The following is an 18,515-nucleotide window of genomic DNA, read 5'->3' on the forward strand; positions in this document are numbered from 1 at the left end:
TTTACTCCTAGTCGAACCGGATCTTGCCCCGGCCCTGCTTCACGCCGCTGCGCTTCTTCTTTTCGTCCACCCGTTTCGCCTTGGCGGCCCGCGTGGGTTTCGTCTTCACCCGCTTGGGCTGGCGGATATGGGCCTTGGCGATGAGTTCCGCCAGCCGGGCGCGGGCTTCTTCCCGGTTCGCCTCCTGCGTGCGCCAGGTACGGGCGGTGATGACGATCTCGCCGCCGCTCGTCATCTTGCTCCCGGCCAATTCCTTCAGGCGTTGATAAACGGCGGGATGGAGGCCGAGCTTGTAGACGTCGCAGCGCAATTGAACGGCGGTCGCCACCTTGTTGACATTCTGTCCGCCGGGACCGCTCGCGGCGATAAAAGTCTCGCTGAGCGCCTCATCCGGGATCGGGATGGGATCAGAGGTCGTCATCGCCGAACCCGGCCTGGATGAAGGTCGGCGGCAGCGGCGCCGTCGCCTCGATGGCGGGCTTCCCTTCCCGTTCGACCTTGAGCGAGAGGGCATGAAGCAGCATCGGCCCCCTCCCCGTGCCATATATGGGATCGCCCGAAATGGCGTAGCCGAGGCCCTCGGCCGCATGCACCCTGAGCTGATGGGTGCGGCCGGTTTCCGGCTTGAACAGGACGAGCGCACGGCCCTCCTTCACCGTGAGAAGGCGCCAATGGGTGACGGCGGGCTGCCCCTGTGCCCGAGAAACCATGCGCCAGCCTGCCTCTGCCGAAGAGATTTTGGCGAGAGGAAGATCGATCCGTCCTTCCGTCCCGGGCGGCACGCCATCCACTATCGCGACATAACGCTTTTCCACCCGCCTGGCCTCGAAGGCTTGGGCGAACCGCTTATGCGCCTTGGGGTTGCGGGAGAGAAGGAGGCAGCCGCTGGTATCCTTGTCGAGGCGATGGACAGGATGGGGGAAGCGCTGGAAGCCGAAGCGCAGGGCGTCGAGATAATTTTCGAGGCTCTCGCCACCCGCCTTGCCGGGCGTCACGGCCAGACCCGCCGGCTTGTCCAGCACGATCGCCTCGGCGTCGATATAAAGGATCTTGTCGGCCCACATCGGCAAGCCCCTGCCATGACCGTGGCGTCTGCGCAACGCATGCCGACATGATGACGACGCCGTTAACTTTCATACCAAATTAACCTTTTAACTTCATTTATCGGCTTGTTAACGAAAGTTACCAGGCGCACGATGTGTGCCGTGACGGTACAGAATTGGGGCTGAACTTATGCGCGTCCTGCTGATCGAAGACGAACCGACCATGGCGAAAAGCATCGAACTGATGCTCAATAACGAAGGCTTCAACGTCTATACGACAGACCTTGGCGAAGAGGGCTTGGACCTCGGCAAGCTCTACGATTACGACATCATCTGCCTCGACCTCAATTTGCCGGATATGCATGGTTACGACGTGCTGAAGAAGCTCCGTGCGGCGAAGGTCGGCACGCCCGTCCTCATCCTCTCCGGCATCGGCGAGATGGACAGCAAGGTCCGCGCTTTGGGCTTCGGCGCCGACGATTACGTCACCAAGCCTTTCCACCGCGACGAGCTTATCGCCCGGATTCACGCCATCGTCCGCCGTTCCAAGGGCCACAGCCAGTCGGTGATCAAAACCGGCAAGCTCGCCGTGAACCTCGACGCCAAGACGGTCGAAGTGGACGGCAGCCGCGTGCATTTGACCGGCAAGGAATATGCGATGCTGGAGCTTCTTTCGCTCCGCAAGGGCACGACCTTGACGAAAGAGATGTTCCTCAATCACCTTTACGGCGGGATGGACGAGCCGGAGCTGAAGATCATCGACGTCTTCATCTGCAAGCTCCGCAAGAAACTCTCCTCGGCCTGCGCAGGCGAGAATTATATCGAGACCGTCTGGGGCCGCGGCTACGTGCTGCGCGATCCGGAGGAAATCGCCGCGGCTCCGGTCGCCGAACTCGCCTAAGTCCCTTGCGTCCCCGGGCGGCGGCCGGGAACGCTATAGGCCCAATCGGCATTCTCCCCTGTCAGGAGACGTGCGCGGATGACCTATTGCATTGGAATGCTGCTCGACGGCGGCCTCGTGCTGATGGCCGACACGCGGACCAATGCCGGCGTCGACAATTTCTCCTGCTACAAGAAGCTCCACACCCTCGCCAATGGCGGCGACCGCTACATCTTCGCCGCGACATCCGGCAGCTTGTCAGTCACCCAATCGGTCGTCGGCTTGCTGGACGAAGGATTGCCGGGCCATGACGGCAGCGACGGCATCCGTCATCTCGATTCCGTGCCGTCCATGTTTCGCGCGGCGCAACTGGTGGGTGAAGCGGTGCAAACGGTGCGCGCCATCATGGAGCCCGCACTCTCCCGGCAGGATGTCAACAGCAATGTCTCGCTGCTGCTCGGCGGGCGTGTCGGCACGGAACAGCCGCGCCTGTTCCTTATCTATTCGGCCGGCAATTTCATCGAGTGCCAGCCGGAATCGCCATTCTTCCAGATTGGGGAAACCAAATATGGCCGCCCCATCCTCGACCGCGGCGTCAATTGGTCGACGCCGTTGCCGCTGGCGGTGAAGATCGCTTTCCTGTCCTTCGATTCGACGATGCGCTCCAACCTCGGCGTCGCAAGGCCGATCGACCTCGTCGTCCTGCCTGCGGACACCCGCGCCCCTCTTCTCACTCGCCGCATCCAGGCCGACGACGAGTATTTCAATACCCTGTCGATGGACTGGGCCCAGGCGCTCGCCAAGGCGGCCCTTGCCATACCCAATCCGCCCTTCATGGAGGGTTTCGACGCGCCAGACTCTTCAGCGTGACGCGCGGAACGAACGTGACGAAAGCAAGAGGGCAGAACCGGGATGAAGCAGCCTTGGCTTAATTCAGCGGCAGTTCGCCCTGATCGGGCTCGAAACGGCGCCAGCCGTCGGCGCCGAGGCGCTCGATCGGCTTGAAGCGCGCCTTATACGCCATGCGCCGCGCCTCGGCGACCCAATAGCCGAGATAGACGTAGGGCAGCTTCGCACGGCCCGCGCGAAGCAGATGGTCGAGAATGATATAGGTGCCAAGGCCTTGCCGGGCGGGATCGTCGGTTTCGAAGAAGCTGTAGATCATCGAGAGCCCGTCGCCCTGCTGGTCGGTCAAACAGGCGCCGACCAGCTTGCCCGGGCGCCCGTCGGCGCTCGGTTCGCGATATTCGACGAGGAAGGTCTTGACCGGGCTTTGCTCGACCATGTCGGCGAAATCGCTTTCGTCCATGCCGACCATGCCGCCAACCGGATGCCGTGCCTTCAAATAACGGCACAGGAGTTCATATTGCTCCTCCGTCGTCCACGGCTTGCACGCGGTGACCTCCAGGTCGGAATGGCGGCGGATGAGCTTGCGCTGGGTGGCGTTCGGCTGAAATTCGCTGGCCACGACGCGCACCGACACGCAGGCCGCGCAATCGATGCAGCTCGGCCGGTAGGCGACGCCCTGGCTGCGCCGGAAGCCGATGCGGCCCAGCGCATCGTTGAGCTCAGCCGCATTCGGCCCGCTAAGCTCGGTAAAAACCTTCCGTTCGGTCTTGCCCGGCAGATAGGGACACGGCGCGGGCGTCGTGACAAAGAATCGGGGAAAACGAAACGGTGCGCTCACCGCGACTCCAGCCTTGGTTCGATCCTGCAGGGATAACGCATTATGCGCCGCGCAGGCTCCCTTTAAAAGAGGCGGGCGCCTAGACTGTTCCGCCAGTGCCAGGACGGCACAGATCGCGCTTCGCGACGAGTGCGGATAACTTACTGAATTTTAACGGCGTGAACGTGGAAACCCGCCTCACGCAGCCCCGCCATCAGCTTCTCCATCTGGGCCGCGTCGCGTGCCTCGCATTCGATATCGATGAACGTGTCCTTCGCGGGCAAGGGCGTGAAGATACGCTGGTGATAGACTTCGACGATATTGATCTGGTGCTGCTCGAACAGGCGGATGACGGAGAAGAGCGCGCCGGGACGATCCTGAAGCTCGATGCGCAGCCGCGCGAGGCGGCCCGAGCGGGCAAGGTCGCGGAGCAGCACGGTCGCGAGCAGGCGCGGATCGATATTGCCGCCCGACAGGACGATGCCCACGGTCCGCCCCTTCAATCGCTCCGGATGGGTGAGCAAGGCGGCGAAGCTGGTCGCGCCCGCGCCTTCGGCCACCGTTTTCTCGATCTGGACGAGAAGGCTCACCGCCGTCTCGATATCGCGTTCGGGCACCAGCAGCATCTCGTCCACCGCCTCACGGATGATGGCCGAGGTAATCGCGCCGGGCTTCTTGACCGCGATCCCTTCCGCGATCGTGTCGCCCGCAGAGGGCATGTCCTTGCCTGTCATCGCGCAATACATGGACGGGTAGAGCTCCGCCTGCGCGCCGATCACGTCGATGCCGGGCTTCAGCGCCTTCGCCGCGATCGCCATGCCGGAGATGAGGCCGCCGCCGCCAACCGGCACGACCAGCGCGTCGATATCCGGCGCGTCGGCGAGCATTTCGAGCGCCACCGTCCCCTGTCCCGCGATGATCGCCGGATCGTCGAAGGGATGGACGAAGGTGAGGCAGCGTTCCTCGGCCAGTGTCCGGGCATGGGCATAAGCCTCGTCGAACAATTCGCCGTGGAGGACGATCTCGGCGCCATGGCTTTCGGTCTGCATCACCTTCACCGTAGGCGTCGGCTTCGGCATCACGATGGTGGCCGGAATGCCAAGGCGTTTCGCGTGATAGGCAAGCCCCTGGGCGTGGTTCCCGGCCGACGCCGCGATCACGCCCCGCGTCTCCCCCATCGTCAGCAATTTGTTGAGCGCGCCGCGCTCCTTGTAGGCGGCGGTGAATTGGAGGTTTTCGAATTTTACATAGACCGTCGCACCGGTCAGGTCGGACAGCGTCTTCGACAGCAAGGTCGGCGTACGCACGACCGCGCCTTCGATCCGCTTCGCCGCCGCCTCGATATCGGCGAGGCTGACGGGAAAGTCCTGACGGGAAACGAGGCTGGCCATGGCCCGCGCTTATCCCATCTGGCGCGCCGCGCAAACTGCCCTTATGCGGGGTGGCCATGGCACGGATCGCATATTTGGGCTTGGGCGTGATGGGCGCCCCGATGGCGCGGCACCTCGCGGCGGCGGGGCACCAGGTCACCGTCTACAATCGCACCGCCGAAAAGGCGCGGGCATGGGTCGAGGCGCATGGCGGCAGTCACGCGCCGACCCCGGCTGCCGCGGCGGGCAATGCCGATGTCGTGATTTCCTGCGTCGGCGCCGACAAGGATCTGGACGAAGTGACGCTCGGCCCGGACGGCGCGTTCCGCAACATGCGGCCGGGCACGCTCTTTATCGATCACACCACCGTGTCCGCCCGCATCGCGCGCCGCATCGCCGACGAAGGCCGGGGCCGGGACATTCTCTGTCTCGACGCGCCGGTTTCGGGCGGCCAGGCGGGCGCCGAGAACGGCCAGCTCGCGATCATGTGCGGCGGCACCGACATCGCCTTCGCGTCGGCCGAACCGGTCATGCGCGCTTATGGCGCCCGCATCGTCCATGTCGGGCCGGACGGCCACGGACAGCTCGCCAAGATGGCGAACCAGATCGCCATTGCGGGCGCGGTGCAGGGCGCGGCCGAGGCGCTTCACTTCGCCGAGCAGGCGGCGCTCGATACCGCTAAGGTGTTCGAAGCGATTTCCGGCGGATCGGCACAAAGCTGGCAGATGGTCAATCGCTGGCAGACGATGAGCGAGGACAGGTTCGACTTCGGCTTCGCGGTCGATTGGATGCGCAAGGATTTGGGACTGACGTTGGAGGAAGGGCGCGCGAACGGCGCGACGCTTCCCGTCACGGCCCTTATCGATCAATTCTATGCGGACGTTCAGGCCATGGGCGGCGGGCGGTTCGACACATCCTCGCTGATCAAAAGGCTCCGGAAATCATGAAGAAACTGTTGGGGGGGCTCGCGGCCCTGCTTTGCGCGCAGGCGGCGACGGCCGACGTGCTGATCGACAATGTGAACGGTTATACGCTCAACCAGAAGGGCGAACTCGTCCGCTTTACCGGTCTCGTCGTGGGCGATGACGGCAAGGTCGAGAAATTGCTCGACAAGAAGGACAAGAGACCGCGCACCGATTTCCTCACCGACGGCAAGGGCCGCACGCTCGTCCCCGGCCTGATCGACGCGCACGGTCATTTCATCGGCCTTGGCCAGATGGCGCTGCAACTCGACCTTAGCGGCACTCGCTCCCTGGCCGAGGCGCAGGCGAAGATCGCCGCTTATGCCGCCGCCAACCCAAGCCCGCGCTGGATCATCGGGCGCGGCTGGAACCAGGAAAGCTGGGGCCTCGGCCGCTTCCCGACCGCCGCTGAACTCGACGCGGTGGTCGCCAACCGTCCGGTCTGGCTGGAACGCGTCGACGGCCACGCCGGATGGGCAAACAGCCTCGCCATGAAGGAAGCGGGGATCGACGCGAGCACCAAGGCGCCCGGGGGCGGCCGTATCGAAATGACGGGCAAGCAGCCGTCCGGAATCTTCGTCGACGCGGCGATGCCGCTCGTTCAGCGCATCATCCCAGCGCCCCTTCCCCGCAATCTCGACCAGGCGCTGCTGAAGGCGCAAGAGATCATGCTGTCCCAGGGGCTGACCACCGTCGCCGACATGGGCACGCAGACCGCCGACTGGCTGACCATCCGCCGCGCGGGCGACCGGGGCGCGCTCGACGTGCGCGTCCTCGCCTACAGCGCGGGCGTCGAACCGCTGCTCGAAATCGCGGGGACCGGGCCCACGCCTTGGCTCTACGGCAACAAGCTGCGCATGGCGGGCATGAAGCTCTATAGCGACGGCGCGCTCGGATCGCGCGGCGCTTATCTGAAGCAGGATTATCACGACATGCCGGGCCAGCGCGGCCTGGCTTTTCACAGCGATGCGGAGCTCAAGAATTTGATGAGCCGCGCCGCGATGGACGGCTTCCAGGTCGCCGTCCACGCCATCGGCGACGGCGCCAACGCCCAGCTGTTGTCGGCGATCGAGGAATTGTCGGAAACCTATACCGGCGACCGGCGCTGGCGGATCGAGCATGCCCAGATCGTCGACCCCGCCGACCTCGCCCGCTTCGCCCGCCACGGCATCATCGCGTCGATGCAGCCGGTGCACGAAACCTCGGACTGGCGCATGGCCGAAGCGCGCATGGGTCTCGACCGTTTGGGCGGTGCCTATGCCTGGCGCTCGATGCTGGACAACAAGGTGCCACTCGCCTTCGGCTCCGACTTCCCGGTCGAGCATCCCAATCCCTTCATGGGCCTCGCCGCCGCCGTCAGCCGCGAGGATCCGAGCGGCAACCCGCCCGGCGGTTGGCTGCCCCAGCAAAAGGTGAGCATGGTCGAGGCCTTCGACGCCTTCACCCGCGGCGCGGCCTATGCGAGTTTCGCGGAGGATCGGCTCGGCACGCTGGAGAAAGGCCGCATGGCCGACTTCATCTTCATCGACCGCGACCTGTTCGGCACGATCACCCCCGCCCAGATCCGCGACACCCAGGTTCTCGAAACCTGGGTCGCCGGCAAGAAGGTGTGGGAACGAAAGTAACCTGGTCCTCGTGCTCCTGCGAAAGCAGGAGCCCAGGTGAAATATTCCGCGCCGCTGGGTTCCTGCCTTCGCAGGAACACAATCAGGAACCCAAGCCGGTCAACCGCCCTACCGTCAGTATCTGCGGCAGGATTTCCGGGGGCTTGCCAGGCGCGTAATAGAGGTAGAGCGGCACGCCGGACCGGCCATGCCGTTCCAGGAAACGCCCGATCTTCGGATCGCCGCGCGTCCAGTCGCCAACCATCACCACGACGTTCTTCGCCGCGAAGGCATTGGCCACTTCGTCGCGGTTCAGCGCGGTCTTTTCATTCGCCTTGCAGGTGATGCACCAGTCGGCGGTGAAATAGAGGAAAACCGGCCGGCCCTCCGTCCGCAACGCGGCAAGGCGTGCTTCGTCGAACGGCTCGGCATTGAGCAACCTCCTTGCCTGGGCCTGCGCGGGGGGCGCGATTGGCAGGTAGAGGATGGCGGCGGTGGCGGCGATCGCAGCGGGCAGCAGGGCGACGAGCGCATAGCCGCGCCGCCGCCGGTTCGCCGACCACCAAAGAGAGAGGCCAAGGACGAGTGCGACGCCGATGCCGGTCGTCATGCCGTCGGTGCCGGTCTGCTGTCCCAAGATCCAGATAAGGCCGAAGGCGGTGGCGAACATCGGCAGGGACAGGAAACGGCGGAAGCCCGCCATCCATGGCCCCGGTTTTGGCAGCCGCCGCCGGAGCGCGGGCACGAAACCGAGTAGCAGGAAGGGCAAGGCCAGCCCGAAGCCGAGTCCGCCGAACACCGCCAGCGCGGCGGCGGCAGGCAGAACCAGGGCAGCGCCGATCGCCGCGCCCATGAACGGACCGGTGCACGGCGTTGAGACGAAGGCCGCGAGGGCGCCGGTCCAGAAAGCCCCGGCATTCCCCGTCTTGCGCGTCAGCCGATCCCCCGCGACGATCGAGGGCAGATCGAACAAGCCTGCGAGGTTGAGCGCGATCGCGGTGACGAGCAGCAGCAGAACCAGGATGACTCGCGGATCCTGCAATTGAAAGGCCCAGCCAGCCGCCACGCCGCTCGCCCGCAAGGCGAGGATCAGGCCGCCGAGCGCAAGACAGACCAATACCGCTCCCGCCGCATAAGCCAGCGCTTCATGCCGCGCCCGCGCCTCGTCCTCGCCGGACCGGGCGAGGCTCAATGCCTTGAGGCTGAGAATCGGAAATACGCAGGGCATGATGTTGAGGATGAGCCCGCCGAGGATCGCGCCGCCCAAGGCCGCGAGGATCGTGCCGATCCCGCTCGCCCCTCCCTTGCCGGTGAGGCCGATCGGTTCTCCAACCGGCGGCACGGGGCCTGGAGTGGCGGTCAGCAGTAGCCCCTGCCCCGCGCCGGTTTTGAGAAGCCCGCCGATCTTCCCCAGTTTCGCCGCGCCGGGCCCCGCCTTGGTCTCCACGATGAGCAGGTCATCGTTCCGGCTTGTTGTCTGGACCGCGCCATGGTCGAGACTGCCGGGATCGAGCGGAAAGAAATAAGGATCCACCACCTGCGCGGCGGCGGGCAGGGGCACTCCGATGCGGACGCGTCCATTTTCGACAACGAATTGCCCATTGGCGCGTAATGGCTTCGGCATCGCCGCTTCGAACGCATCGAAGCGGGCGTCAAGCACGGTTGTCCCCCCCGCCGGGCCCACCACGACCTGGGCCGACACCTCGGCGCTTTCCGGAACGCAAATCTTGTCCGTGCAGGCCAGGTAATCCAGCTTCGCCTTCAAGGGCAGCCGCGTCCCCGGGGCGATATTGCCCGCGATTTTCACGTCCGCGAGCAGGGCATAATCCTTCTCGAAGACGTAATTCATGATGCCGGACACGACGAGGCGGCCGGGCACTGGATAACGCAGCGGTCCGGCGCTCACGCCGTCCGGCAAGACCCATTCAACCTTCGCCTCGGTGCCCGCATCGCCGGGATTTTGCCAATAACCGTGCCAGCCGGGTTTCGGCCGCATCACAAAGGCGATGGGGAGGGTGCCGCCTTGCGGCGCCCGGGCCGCGCCCGGAAGAAGCGAGACCTGGATATTGTTGCCGCCCGCATGCGCAGCGCCTGCGTGCCCGAAGCCAAGCAACAGGGCCAATACCAGCCTGTATAAGATCGCGGCCATCAAAGCTCCCTGTCGATTCCCGCGGCTCCTATAGCATGGCGCAAGGCCTGCTGATCTAGCCCCCGGCGAATGAATGACGGCCCTGCCGGAACAGGCGGCCATCCGGCTCCGTGATCCGAACGGGTTCAATCCAGGTTCGGCCGGAGCCAGCGTTCCGCCTGCTCTAGCGACACGCCGCGCCGCGCGGCATAATCTTCCAGCTGATCCGGACCGATGCGGGCAACGCCGAAATATTGGCTGTCCTTGTGCCCGAAATAGAAGCCCGACACGGCGGAGGTCGGCAGCATCGCGAAACTTTCGGTCAGCGTCACGCCGCCCGCCGGATCGCCGCCCAACATGTCGAACAGCACCGGCTTCAGGCTGTGATCGGGACAGGCCGGATAGCCGGGCGCGGGGCGAATGCCGGTATAGGTTTCGCGGATCAGCTGCTCGTTGGTGAAATGTTCGTCCGCATAGCCCCAGATGCTGTTCCGCACCTGCGCGTGCAGCAATTCCGCCAAGGCTTCGGCAAGCCGGTCGGCAAGCGCTTTCAGGAGAATGTCCGAATAATCGTCATTCTGCGCCTTGAACCGCTCCAGATGCGGCTCGATGCCGTGAATGCCGACAGTGAAGCCGCCGATCCAGTCCTCGTCATCGGGATCGATGAAGTCGGCGAGACACATATTGGCGCGGCCCTCCCGCTTCTTCACCTGCTGGCGAAGGAAGGGGAGCTTCGTTTCCTCGTTGCTAGCAAGGACGTAGACGTCGTCCCCTTCCCGGCGGCAGCGCCACAATCCCACCGTGGCATTGGCGTGAAGCCAATGTTCGGCGATGATCCTATCGAGCATTGCCTGCGCGTCCTCGAACAGCGCGCGGGCGCTCTCGCCCACCACCGCGTCGTCGAGGATCGCGGGATAGGTGCCCGCCAGCTCCCAGGCGCGGAAGAAGGGCGTCCAGTCGATCACCGAACGCAGCTCGCGGATCGGCCAGTCCCGGAAATGCTGGACGCCGGGCCGCTTGGGCGGCGGCGCCTTGCCGGAAGGATCGTAGGGAAAGCCGTTGGCGCGTGCCTCGCCCAAGGTCGCGAGCTCGTTCTGGCCCTTATTGGCGCGCGTTTCGCGGACTTGAAGGTAATCGGCGGCGGTCTTCTCGACGAAAGGATGGCGCTGCGTGTCGGACACGAGGGTCGAAGCGACGCCCACGGCGCGGCTGGCGTCGAGGACATGGATCACCGGGCCGTCATAAGCCGGATCGATCTTCAACGCCGTATGCACCTTGCTGGTCGTCGCGCCGCCGATCAGGAGCGGCCGGGTCATGCCCTGGCGCTGCATCTCGGTCGCGACGGTCACCATTTCGTCCAGCGAAGGGGTGATGAGGCCGCTGAGGCCGATCATGTCGGCATTGTGATCGTCGGCGGCCTTCAGGATGTCCTGCCATGGCACCATGACGCCAAGGTCGACGATCTCGAAGCCGTTGCACTGCAGGACAACGCCGACGATGTTCTTGCCGATATCGTGCACGTCGCCTTTGACGGTCGCCATCACGACCTTGCCCTTGCCCTGCGCGGCGCCGGTCCGCTCCTTTTCCTCCTCGATGAAGGGGATGAGATGGGCGACCGCCTTCTTCATGACGCGGGCTGATTTGACGACCTGGGGCAGGAACATCTTGCCCGATCCGAACAGGTCGCCAACGACGTTCATGCCGTCCATCAACGGCCCTTCGATCACTTCGATCGGCCGGGCGGCCTGCTGGCGCGCTTCCTCGGCATCCTCGACGACGAAGGCGTCGATGCCCTTGACGAGCGCATGTTCCAACCGCTTTTCGACCGGCCAGCCGCGCCATTCGGCGGCTTCCTTTTCCTTGGCGGGATCGGAGCCGAGATACTTCTCGGCAAGCGTCACCAGCCGCTCGGTCGCATCGTCACGCCGGTCGAGGATCACATCCTCGCACGCCTCGCGAAGCTCCGGATCGATCGTGTCATAGACGTCCAGCTGCCCGGCATTGACGATGGCCATGTCGAGGCCGGCCGGAATGGCGTGGTAGAGGAAGACCGAGTGCATCGCGCGGCGCACCGGCTCGTTGCCCCGGAACGAGAAGCTGAGGTTCGACAGGCCGCCCGAAATATGGGCGTGGGGGCAGCGCTTGCGGATTTCCTTGCACGCCTCGATGAAATCGACCGCATAGGTGCGATGCTCCTCGATCCCCGTCGCGACGGCGAAGATGTTGGGATCGAAGATGATGTCCTCGGGCGGAAAATCGTTGGCGACGAGCAAATTGTAGGCCCGTTCGCAAATCTCGACCTTGCGATGCTTCGTATCGGCCTGGCCTGTTTCGTCAAAGGCCATGACGACCACGGCGGCGCCATAGGCCATGACCTTGCGGGCATGGGCGAGGAACTCTTCCTCCCCTTCCTTCAGGCTGATCGAATTGACGATCGGCTTGCCCGACACGCATTTGAGGCCCGCCTCGATCACGCTCCATTTGGAGCTGTCGATCATGAACGGCACGCGGGCGATGTCCGGCTCGGCGGCGATCAGCTTCAGGAAGGTCGTCATCGCCGCTTCGGCGTCGAGCAAGCCTTCGTCCATATTGATGTCGATCACCTGCGCGCCATTCTCAACCTGCTGGCGCGCCACTTCCACGGCAGCGGCATAATCGCCCGCCATGATCAATTTCTTGAACTTGGCCGATCCGGTGACGTTCGTGCGCTCGCCGATATTGACGAAGGTGGAGCTAAGCTGGGTCATCTGGAAAACAATAATCCGTTCGTGTCGCGCGGGTATGGAAGGTCAAGCGGCCAGATTCATCGCTTCCAAGCCAGCCAGTCGAGTCACCACGGGAGGATCCGGCAAAGTGCGCGGCGGCAGGCCTTTCACCACCTTGGCGATGGCCGCGATATGGGCTGGAGTCGACCCACAGCAGCCGCCGAGGATGTTGACGAGGCCCTGCTCGGCCCATTCGCCGACAAGCGAGGCCGTGATGTCGGGCAGCTCGTCATACTCGCCGAGCTCGTTGGGAAGCCCCGCATTGGGATAAGCCATCAGCAGGGCATCGGCGGTTCGCGCCAGCGTCTGCACGTGCGGACGAAGCTGCTGCGCGCCGAACGAGCAATTGAGCCCGATCGTCACGGGCCGGGCATGCCGCACCGCATTCCAAAAGGCCTCGACCGTGTGGCCCGACAGGTTGCGGCCGGACAGGTCGGTGATGGTCATGGAGATCATCAGCGGCACATCCTTGCCCATGGCTTCCGACGCCTCCTGCGCGGCCACGATCCCCGCCTTGGCATTCAGCGTGTCGAAAATGGTTTCGATCAGGATGAAGTCGGCGCCGCCCTCGATCAGACCCTCGGCCTGTTCGCGATAGACCTGCTTCATCTCGTCGAAATCGACCTCGCGATATCCGGGATCGTTCACGTCCGGCGAAAGCGAGAGGGTCTTGTTGGTCGGCCCGATCGCGCCCGCGACGAAGCGCGGACGCCCGTCCGCCGTCTCCGCTTCGTCCGCCGCCGTCCGTGCGATGCGCGCGGATTGCACGTTGATCTCGCGCGCCAGATGTTCGGCGGCATAATCGGCCTGGCTGATCCGGTTGGCACTGAACGTGTTGGTCGACACGATGTCCGATCCGGCGGTGAGATAGGCGCGGGTGATCTCGTCCACCACCCCTGGCCGGGTAATCGCGAGGATGTCGTTATTGCCCTTCTGGTCGCGGGGCAAATCCAGGCTGCCGCGATAGGCGGCTTCGTCCAGGCCGTAGCTTTGGATTTGCGTCCCGAAGGCGCCGTCGGTCAGCAGGATGCGCTCCCGCGCCGCCGCGATCAGCCGTTCCCGCGCGCTCATTGCAAATCCTCCCCGGCACGGGGAGGGGGACCATGCGAGGCATGGTGGAGGGGTCGCACCGCCCCATCCATCTCGCCAGCCCCTCCGTCAGGCTGCGCCTGCCACCTCCCCGTACCGGGGAGGATCTGGAAAGTTGCACTCATGCTGCAAACTCCGCCGGACGCAGGCCGAGCAGGTGGCAGATGGCGTAGGACAGCTCGGCCCGGTTGAGGGTGTAGAAATGGAAATGCCGGACGCCGCCCGCGTAAAGCTGGCCGCACAATTCCGCCGCCACCGTGGCGGCGACGAGCTGGCGCGCGGCGGGCAAATTGTCGAGCCCTTCGAACAACCGGTCCATCCAGATCGGGATGCTCGCTCCGCACATGCCCGCGAACTTGCGCGTCTGGGCGACGTTCGACACCGGCAGGATGCCCGGCACGATCTCCGCGGCGATGCCCGCCGCCGCGGCATCGTCGCGGAAGCGGAAGAAGCATTCGGGCGAGAAGAAGAATTGCGTGATGGCCCGGTCCGCGCCCGCGTCGATCTTGCGCTTGAGATTGTCGAGGTCGGCGCTCTTGTCCGCGGAATCCGGATGGCATTCGGGATAGGCCGCGACCGAAATCTCGAACGGCGCAATGGCTTTCAGGCCCGCGACCAGATCGGCGGCATTGGCATAACCGTCAGGGTGCGGCTGGAACGCCTTGCCCGCTTCCGGCGCATCGCCGCGCAGGGCGACGATATGGCGGACGCCAGCCGCCCAATAATCGCGGGCGATTTCCTCGATCTCCGCCCGGCTCGCCTCGACGCAGGTGAGGTGCGCGGCTGCGGCGAGCCTCGTTTCCTTGGCGATCCGTTCCACCGTCGCGTGGGTCCGCGCCCGGGTCGATCCCCCCGCGCCATAAGTAACGGAGACGAAGCGCGGCCCCAAAGGCTCCAGGGTCTTCACCGACTCCCACAGCGTCTCTTCCATCTTCTCCGTCTTGGGCGGGAAGAATTCGAACGACACCTGGATGTCGCCCTGGACATCCTCGAACAGGGGCTTGCCGTTATGGGCGAAAGCGGGCGCGGCCGGGCTCATGCGACGGCCTTCAGGCGACGGCGCGACCGCTCGCCGATCCAAACGGTCACGGTCAGCGCGCCGCCTTCCAGATGCTCGACGACCCGGCCATCGAGCCCCGCCGCATCCATATATTTCAGCATCGTCGCGTCCGCGAATCCCAAGCGGGTGTGCGCGTCGCTTGTCCGCAGTTCCTCGCGCTCATGCGGCGCGAAATCGACGACGACCAGGCGCCCGCCCGCCGACAAGAGGCGCGCTGCCTCTGCAACCGCCGCCGCGGGCTGCTGCGCATAATGGAGCACCTGGTGGATGATGATCGTGTCCGCCGATTCGGATGGCAGCGGCAGGGCATACATGTCGCCTTGCCTCAGGTCGGCGGATAGGCCCGCATTGCCGAGCTTCGCCCGCGCGAGCCGCAGCATTTCGGGTGACCGGTCGATGCCAACCGCGCTGTCGGCGCCGGGCGCGAACAGCTCCAGCATTCGGCCCGTGCCGGTGCCGATGTCGATCAGGCGGCCGATCGTGCCGCCGCCAAGCGCACGGCCGATGGCGGCTTCCACTTCGCTTTCGGGAATATGGAGCGAGCGGATTTCGTCCCAGTTCGCGGCATGGACGGCGAAATAGCGTTCGGCCGCGGCGGTTCGGTCGGCGCGGACCGCCGCGAGCCGGGCGGCATCGGCGATCGCCCACGGATCGGCACCGTCGATCGCGGTCCAGGCATCGAGCGTGCCGAACAGGGGATCGAGCCGGGCGCGCTCGCCAAGGCTCAGGAAGACCCAGCTTCCTTCCTTGCGCCGCTCGACCAGCCCCGAATCGATCAGGATCTTCACATGGCGCGAAACGCGCGGCTGGCTTTGCCCCAAGACCTGCGCGACTTCGCCGACCGACAATTCCATGGCGCGCAGCAAGGCGAGGATGCGAAGCCGCGTCGGATCGCCCAATGCACGGAATATCTCTGGGGTATCAGCCATATTTGCGGATATAAAGATATCTTTATATGCTGGTCAAGGCAGGCTGGCCCGATCTTTTACAACCTTGTCGGTAGACAAAGCTATGGACATGCCCTCCGGCTTGTCATAATGGGGGCAGCTGCTGGACGCCTAGGGTTCAAAACCGATGGCACCTCGCCCAGCAGAACAGTTACCCAATTCGAATAGGGGAATGCTCGTGAAGAAGATCGCTCTTTCGCTCGTCGCGGTTGCCGCGCTTGCCGCTTGCAACAACGCCGAAACCACCAACGACACCAACGCCGCTGACGCGATGACCGTCAACGAAGCGGTGACCGACGTCAACGCTGCCGCGACCGACGCTCTGAACGCTGCCGACACCGCCCTCACCAACGCTGGTGAGTCGGTCGACAACGCTGCTGAAGCCGTCGAGAACGCTGCTGAAGCCACGACCACGAACGCTCAGTAAGCCTCGCGCTTTCTAGCATTCGAAGAAGGGCCGGACACCTCGGGTGTCCGGCCCTTTTTATATGCCTGAAGGACGTTGCGGCGCATGTTCGATGCGCTAATCTTCGCGCCTTAGCAACAGGGGAACCTATGCGTCCTACCATAGCCTTCACCGCCCTTCTTCTTCTCGCCGCCTGTGGACGCGGAGACGAAAACCTGCCGACCGCCGAGGAATCGCAGAGGCTGAATGAGGCCGCCGCCATGCTGGACGAGGCGCCGGATGTCCTCGAGGCCGCAGCTACGGCGAAGGTGGAGGGCAACTTGGTCGAAACGGGCGACGCACCGGTTACCGATACCAACGGTCAGTAACGAATCCGCTATCCGTGCACATACAAAAAGGCCGGGGATCGCTCCCCGGCCTTCATTTTGAGAATGAGGTTTGGACTTAGAAGTCCATGCCGCCCATTCCGCCCATGCCGCCCGGCATGCCGCCGGCTGCGGGCTTGTCTTCCGGAAGCTCCGACACCGCCGCTTCGGTGGTGATGAGGAGCCCCGCGACCGAAGCCGCATCCTGGAGCGCAGTGCGAACGACCTTGGTCGGGTCGATCACGCCGGACTGCACCAGATTTTCATAGGTTTCGGTCTGCGCGTTGAAGCCGAGCGTATCGTCGTTGCCGTCGATCAGCTTGCCCGCGACCACCGCGCCGTCATGGCCGGCATTCTCGGCGATCTGACGGAGCGGCGCCTGGAGCGCGCGGCGGACGATGTCGATGCCGCGGGTCTGGTCGTCGTTGACGCCCTGAAGGCCCTGAAGCGCCTTGGTCGCGTAGAGAAGCGCCGTGCCGCCGCCGGGAACGATACCTTCCTCGACAGCCGCGCGGGTCGCGTGCAGCGCGTCATCGACGCGGTCCTTGCGCTCCTTCACCTCGACTTCCGAAGCACCGCCGACCTTGATCACGGCAACGCCGCCGGCGAGCTTGGCGAGACGCTCCTGGAGCTTCTCGCGGTCGTAATCGCTGGTGGTGTTCTCGATCTGCTGACGGATCGCTTCGACGCGGCCCTTGATGTTGTCGGCCTGACCCGCACCGTCGACGATGGTCGTGTTGTCCTTGTCGATGGTGACGCGCTTCGCCTGGCCGAGCATGCCGACCGTGACGTTTTCAAGCTTGATGCCGAGATCTTCGGAGATCATCTCGCCGCCCGTCAGGATCGCGATATCCTCGAGCATCGCCTTGCGGCGATCGCCGAAGCCCGGAGCCTTGACAGCCGCGACCTTGAGGCCGCCGCGCAGCTTGTTGACGACGAGCGTCGCGAGCGCCTCGCCCTCGATGTCCTCGGCAATGATGAGGAGCGGACGGCCCGACTGCACCACGGCCTCGAGGATCGGAAGCATTGCCTGGAGGTTGGACAGCTTCTTCTCGTGGATCAGGATGTACGGGTCGGAAAGCTCGACCTGCATCTTTTCCGGATTGGTGATGAAGTAGGGGGACAAATAGCCGCGGTCGAACTGCATGCCTTCGACGACGTCGAGCTCGAACTCGAGGCCCTTGGCTTCCTCGACGGTGATCACGCCTTCCTTGCCGACCTTTTCCATCGCTTCGGCGATCTTTTCGCCGACGACGGTGTCGCCGTTGGCGGAGATGATGCCGACCTGAGCGATTTCATTCGACGAAGCGATGTTCTTCGAACGGCCCTTGAGGTTTTCGACGACCTTGGTGACGGCGAGGTCGATGCCGCGCTTCAGGTCCATCGGGTTCATGCCGGCCGCGACCGACTTCATGCCTTCGCGAACGATCGACTGGGCGAGAACGGTGGCGGTGGTGGTGCCGTCGCCGGCGAGGTCGTTCGTCTTCGACGCGACTTCGCGGAGCATCTGGGCGCCCATATTTTCGAACTTGTCCTTCAGTTCGATTTCCTTGGCGACCGAAACGCCGTCCTTGGTGATGCGCGGGGCGCCGAACGACTTGTCGATAACGACGTTGCGGCCCTTCGGACCAAGCGTGACCTTCACCGCATCGGCGAGGATGTCGACGCCGCGCAGGATGCGCTCGCGGGCGTCACGCGAAAACTTGACGTCTTTCGCTGCCATTTTTCTTTCCTTCTTACTTCGTTGTGCTCCTGCGAAAGCAGGAGCCTAGCCAATCAAAGAAACTGGGCTCCTGCTTTCGCAGGAGCACATCCGCTAATTCAGCCGATGATGCCGAGGATGTCGGATTCCTTCATGATAAGGAGATCCTCGCCATTCACCTTCACTTCGGTACCCGACCACTTGCCGAACAGGATGCGGTCGCCCGCCTTGACGTCGAGCGGGGTCACCTTGCCGTCTTCGGAACGAGCACCGGTGCCGGCGGCGACGACTTCGCCTTCCTGCGGCTTTTCCTTGGCCGTGTCGGGAATGATAATCCCCCCGGCAGTCTTTTCCTCGGCCTCGACGCGGCGGACGAGGACGCGGTCGTGCAACGGACGAAAGTTCATGTGCGTTACCCCAATGGTTGAATGAATGTGTCTTAGCACTCACCTCCCGCGAGTGCTAACGATGGCGCATATGTGTGGAGCTGGCCGACGGGTCAAGAACCCGCGCGGCAAAAAATTTCAC

The 18,515-nt window shown here is 64.4% G+C and carries 17 protein-coding genes; 6 read left to right on the top strand and 11 right to left on the bottom strand.

All coding sequences use genetic code 11. The annotated features are described in order from the left end of the window. Positions 1-7: 7 nt before the first annotated feature. Together arfB and IC614_RS07070 are read right to left on the bottom strand one after the other, a co-directional pair. Positions 8-421, bottom strand: coding sequence for an alternative ribosome rescue aminoacyl-tRNA hydrolase ArfB (arfB, locus tag IC614_RS07065; RefSeq protein WP_200970659.1), 414 nt, complete (start codon positions 419-421; stop codon positions 8-10). Next, positions 408-1,064: an RluA family pseudouridine synthase gene (locus IC614_RS07070; RefSeq protein ID WP_404829116.1), complete on the bottom strand. Its 657-nt coding sequence runs from the start codon at positions 1,062-1,064 to the stop codon at positions 408-410. Before IC614_RS07070 ends, arfB begins: the two co-directional genes overlap by 14 nt. A gap of 169 nt (positions 1,065-1,233) precedes the next feature. On the opposite strand from IC614_RS07070, the gene ctrA reads away from it, so the two are divergent. Both ctrA and IC614_RS07080 read left to right on the top strand, forming a co-directional pair. After that, on the top strand, positions 1,234-1,944 hold the full coding sequence (gene ctrA, locus IC614_RS07075) for a response regulator transcription factor CtrA (RefSeq protein ID WP_200970661.1): 711 nt from the start codon (positions 1,234-1,236) through the stop codon (positions 1,942-1,944). Positions 1,945-2,022: 78 nt separating this feature from the next. Further along, entirely contained in the window at positions 2,023-2,793 is a 771-nt protein-coding gene (locus IC614_RS07080) for a peptidase (protein WP_200970662.1), read from the top strand. A gap of 58 nt (positions 2,794-2,851) precedes the next feature. Here the strand turns inward: IC614_RS07080 and IC614_RS07085 are convergent, their stop codons facing one another. Together IC614_RS07085 and IC614_RS07090 are read right to left on the bottom strand one after the other, a co-directional pair. After that, on the bottom strand, positions 2,852-3,610 hold the full coding sequence (locus IC614_RS07085) for an arginyltransferase (protein WP_200970663.1): 759 nt from the start codon (positions 3,608-3,610) through the stop codon (positions 2,852-2,854). Positions 3,611-3,750: 140 nt separating this feature from the next. Beyond that, positions 3,751-4,980, bottom strand: coding sequence for a threonine ammonia-lyase (locus tag IC614_RS07090; RefSeq protein WP_200970664.1), 1,230 nt, complete (start codon positions 4,978-4,980; stop codon positions 3,751-3,753). A gap of 56 nt (positions 4,981-5,036) precedes the next feature. On the opposite strand from IC614_RS07090, the gene IC614_RS07095 reads away from it, so the two are divergent. Both IC614_RS07095 and IC614_RS07100 read left to right on the top strand, forming a co-directional pair. Beyond that, positions 5,037-5,906: an NAD(P)-dependent oxidoreductase gene (locus tag IC614_RS07095; RefSeq protein ID WP_200970665.1), complete on the top strand. Its 870-nt coding sequence runs from the start codon at positions 5,037-5,039 to the stop codon at positions 5,904-5,906. After that, positions 5,903-7,546, top strand: a complete 1,644-nt coding sequence (locus IC614_RS07100) for an amidohydrolase (protein WP_200970666.1) — start codon at positions 5,903-5,905, stop codon at positions 7,544-7,546. The genes IC614_RS07095 and IC614_RS07100 overlap by 4 nt, the downstream gene beginning before the upstream one ends. Before the next feature lie 82 nt (positions 7,547-7,628). On the opposite strand, the gene IC614_RS07105 is transcribed toward IC614_RS07100, so the two are convergent. From IC614_RS07105 to IC614_RS07125, 5 genes are all read right to left on the bottom strand, one after another. Further along, positions 7,629-9,674: a protein-disulfide reductase DsbD family protein gene (locus IC614_RS07105; protein WP_200970667.1), complete on the bottom strand. Its 2,046-nt coding sequence runs from the start codon at positions 9,672-9,674 to the stop codon at positions 7,629-7,631. A 125-nt stretch (positions 9,675-9,799) separates the two neighbouring features. Then, the gene (gene metH, locus IC614_RS07110) at positions 9,800-12,400 is read right to left on the bottom strand and encodes a methionine synthase (protein ID WP_200970668.1); all 2,601 of its coding nucleotides are present in this window, start codon (positions 12,398-12,400) and stop codon (positions 9,800-9,802) included. A 42-nt stretch (positions 12,401-12,442) separates the two neighbouring features. Further along, positions 12,443-13,489: a homocysteine S-methyltransferase family protein gene (locus IC614_RS07115; RefSeq protein ID WP_200970669.1), complete on the bottom strand. Its 1,047-nt coding sequence runs from the start codon at positions 13,487-13,489 to the stop codon at positions 12,443-12,445. A gap of 139 nt (positions 13,490-13,628) precedes the next feature. Continuing rightward, on the bottom strand, positions 13,629-14,546 hold the full coding sequence (gene metF, locus IC614_RS07120; RefSeq protein WP_200970670.1) for a methylenetetrahydrofolate reductase: 918 nt from the start codon (positions 14,544-14,546) through the stop codon (positions 13,629-13,631). After that, a complete protein-coding gene (locus IC614_RS07125; RefSeq protein ID WP_200970671.1) occupies positions 14,543-15,496 on the bottom strand; it encodes an ArsR/SmtB family transcription factor in 954 nt (317 codons plus the stop codon). Before IC614_RS07125 ends, metF begins: the two co-directional genes overlap by 4 nt. A gap of 196 nt (positions 15,497-15,692) precedes the next feature. Here IC614_RS07125 and IC614_RS07130 point away from each other — a divergent pair, with 196 nt between their 5' ends. Together IC614_RS07130 and IC614_RS07135 are read left to right on the top strand one after the other, a co-directional pair. Continuing rightward, complete coding sequence (locus tag IC614_RS07130; protein WP_404829117.1) at positions 15,693-15,941, top strand: hypothetical protein; 249 nt, start codon at positions 15,693-15,695, stop codon at positions 15,939-15,941. Positions 15,942-16,069: 128 nt separating this feature from the next. Continuing rightward, the gene (locus IC614_RS07135; protein ID WP_200970673.1) at positions 16,070-16,288 is read left to right on the top strand and encodes a hypothetical protein; all 219 of its coding nucleotides are present in this window, start codon (positions 16,070-16,072) and stop codon (positions 16,286-16,288) included. A 76-nt stretch (positions 16,289-16,364) separates the two neighbouring features. On the opposite strand, the gene groL is transcribed toward IC614_RS07135, so the two are convergent. Both groL and groES read right to left on the bottom strand, forming a co-directional pair. Continuing rightward, positions 16,365-18,008 (bottom strand): chaperonin GroEL, encoded by a 1,644-nt coding sequence (groL, locus tag IC614_RS07140; protein WP_200970674.1) that lies wholly within the window; start codon positions 18,006-18,008, stop codon positions 16,365-16,367. 98 nt (positions 18,009-18,106) lie between these two features. Next, on the bottom strand, positions 18,107-18,394 hold the full coding sequence (groES, locus tag IC614_RS07145) for a co-chaperone GroES (protein ID WP_200970675.1): 288 nt from the start codon (positions 18,392-18,394) through the stop codon (positions 18,107-18,109). Between the last annotated feature and the right edge of the window lie 121 nt (positions 18,395-18,515).

This window comes from Sphingosinicella flava (assembly GCF_016025255.1).
Lineage (GTDB): Bacteria > Pseudomonadota > Alphaproteobacteria > Sphingomonadales > Sphingomonadaceae > Allosphingosinicella > Allosphingosinicella flava.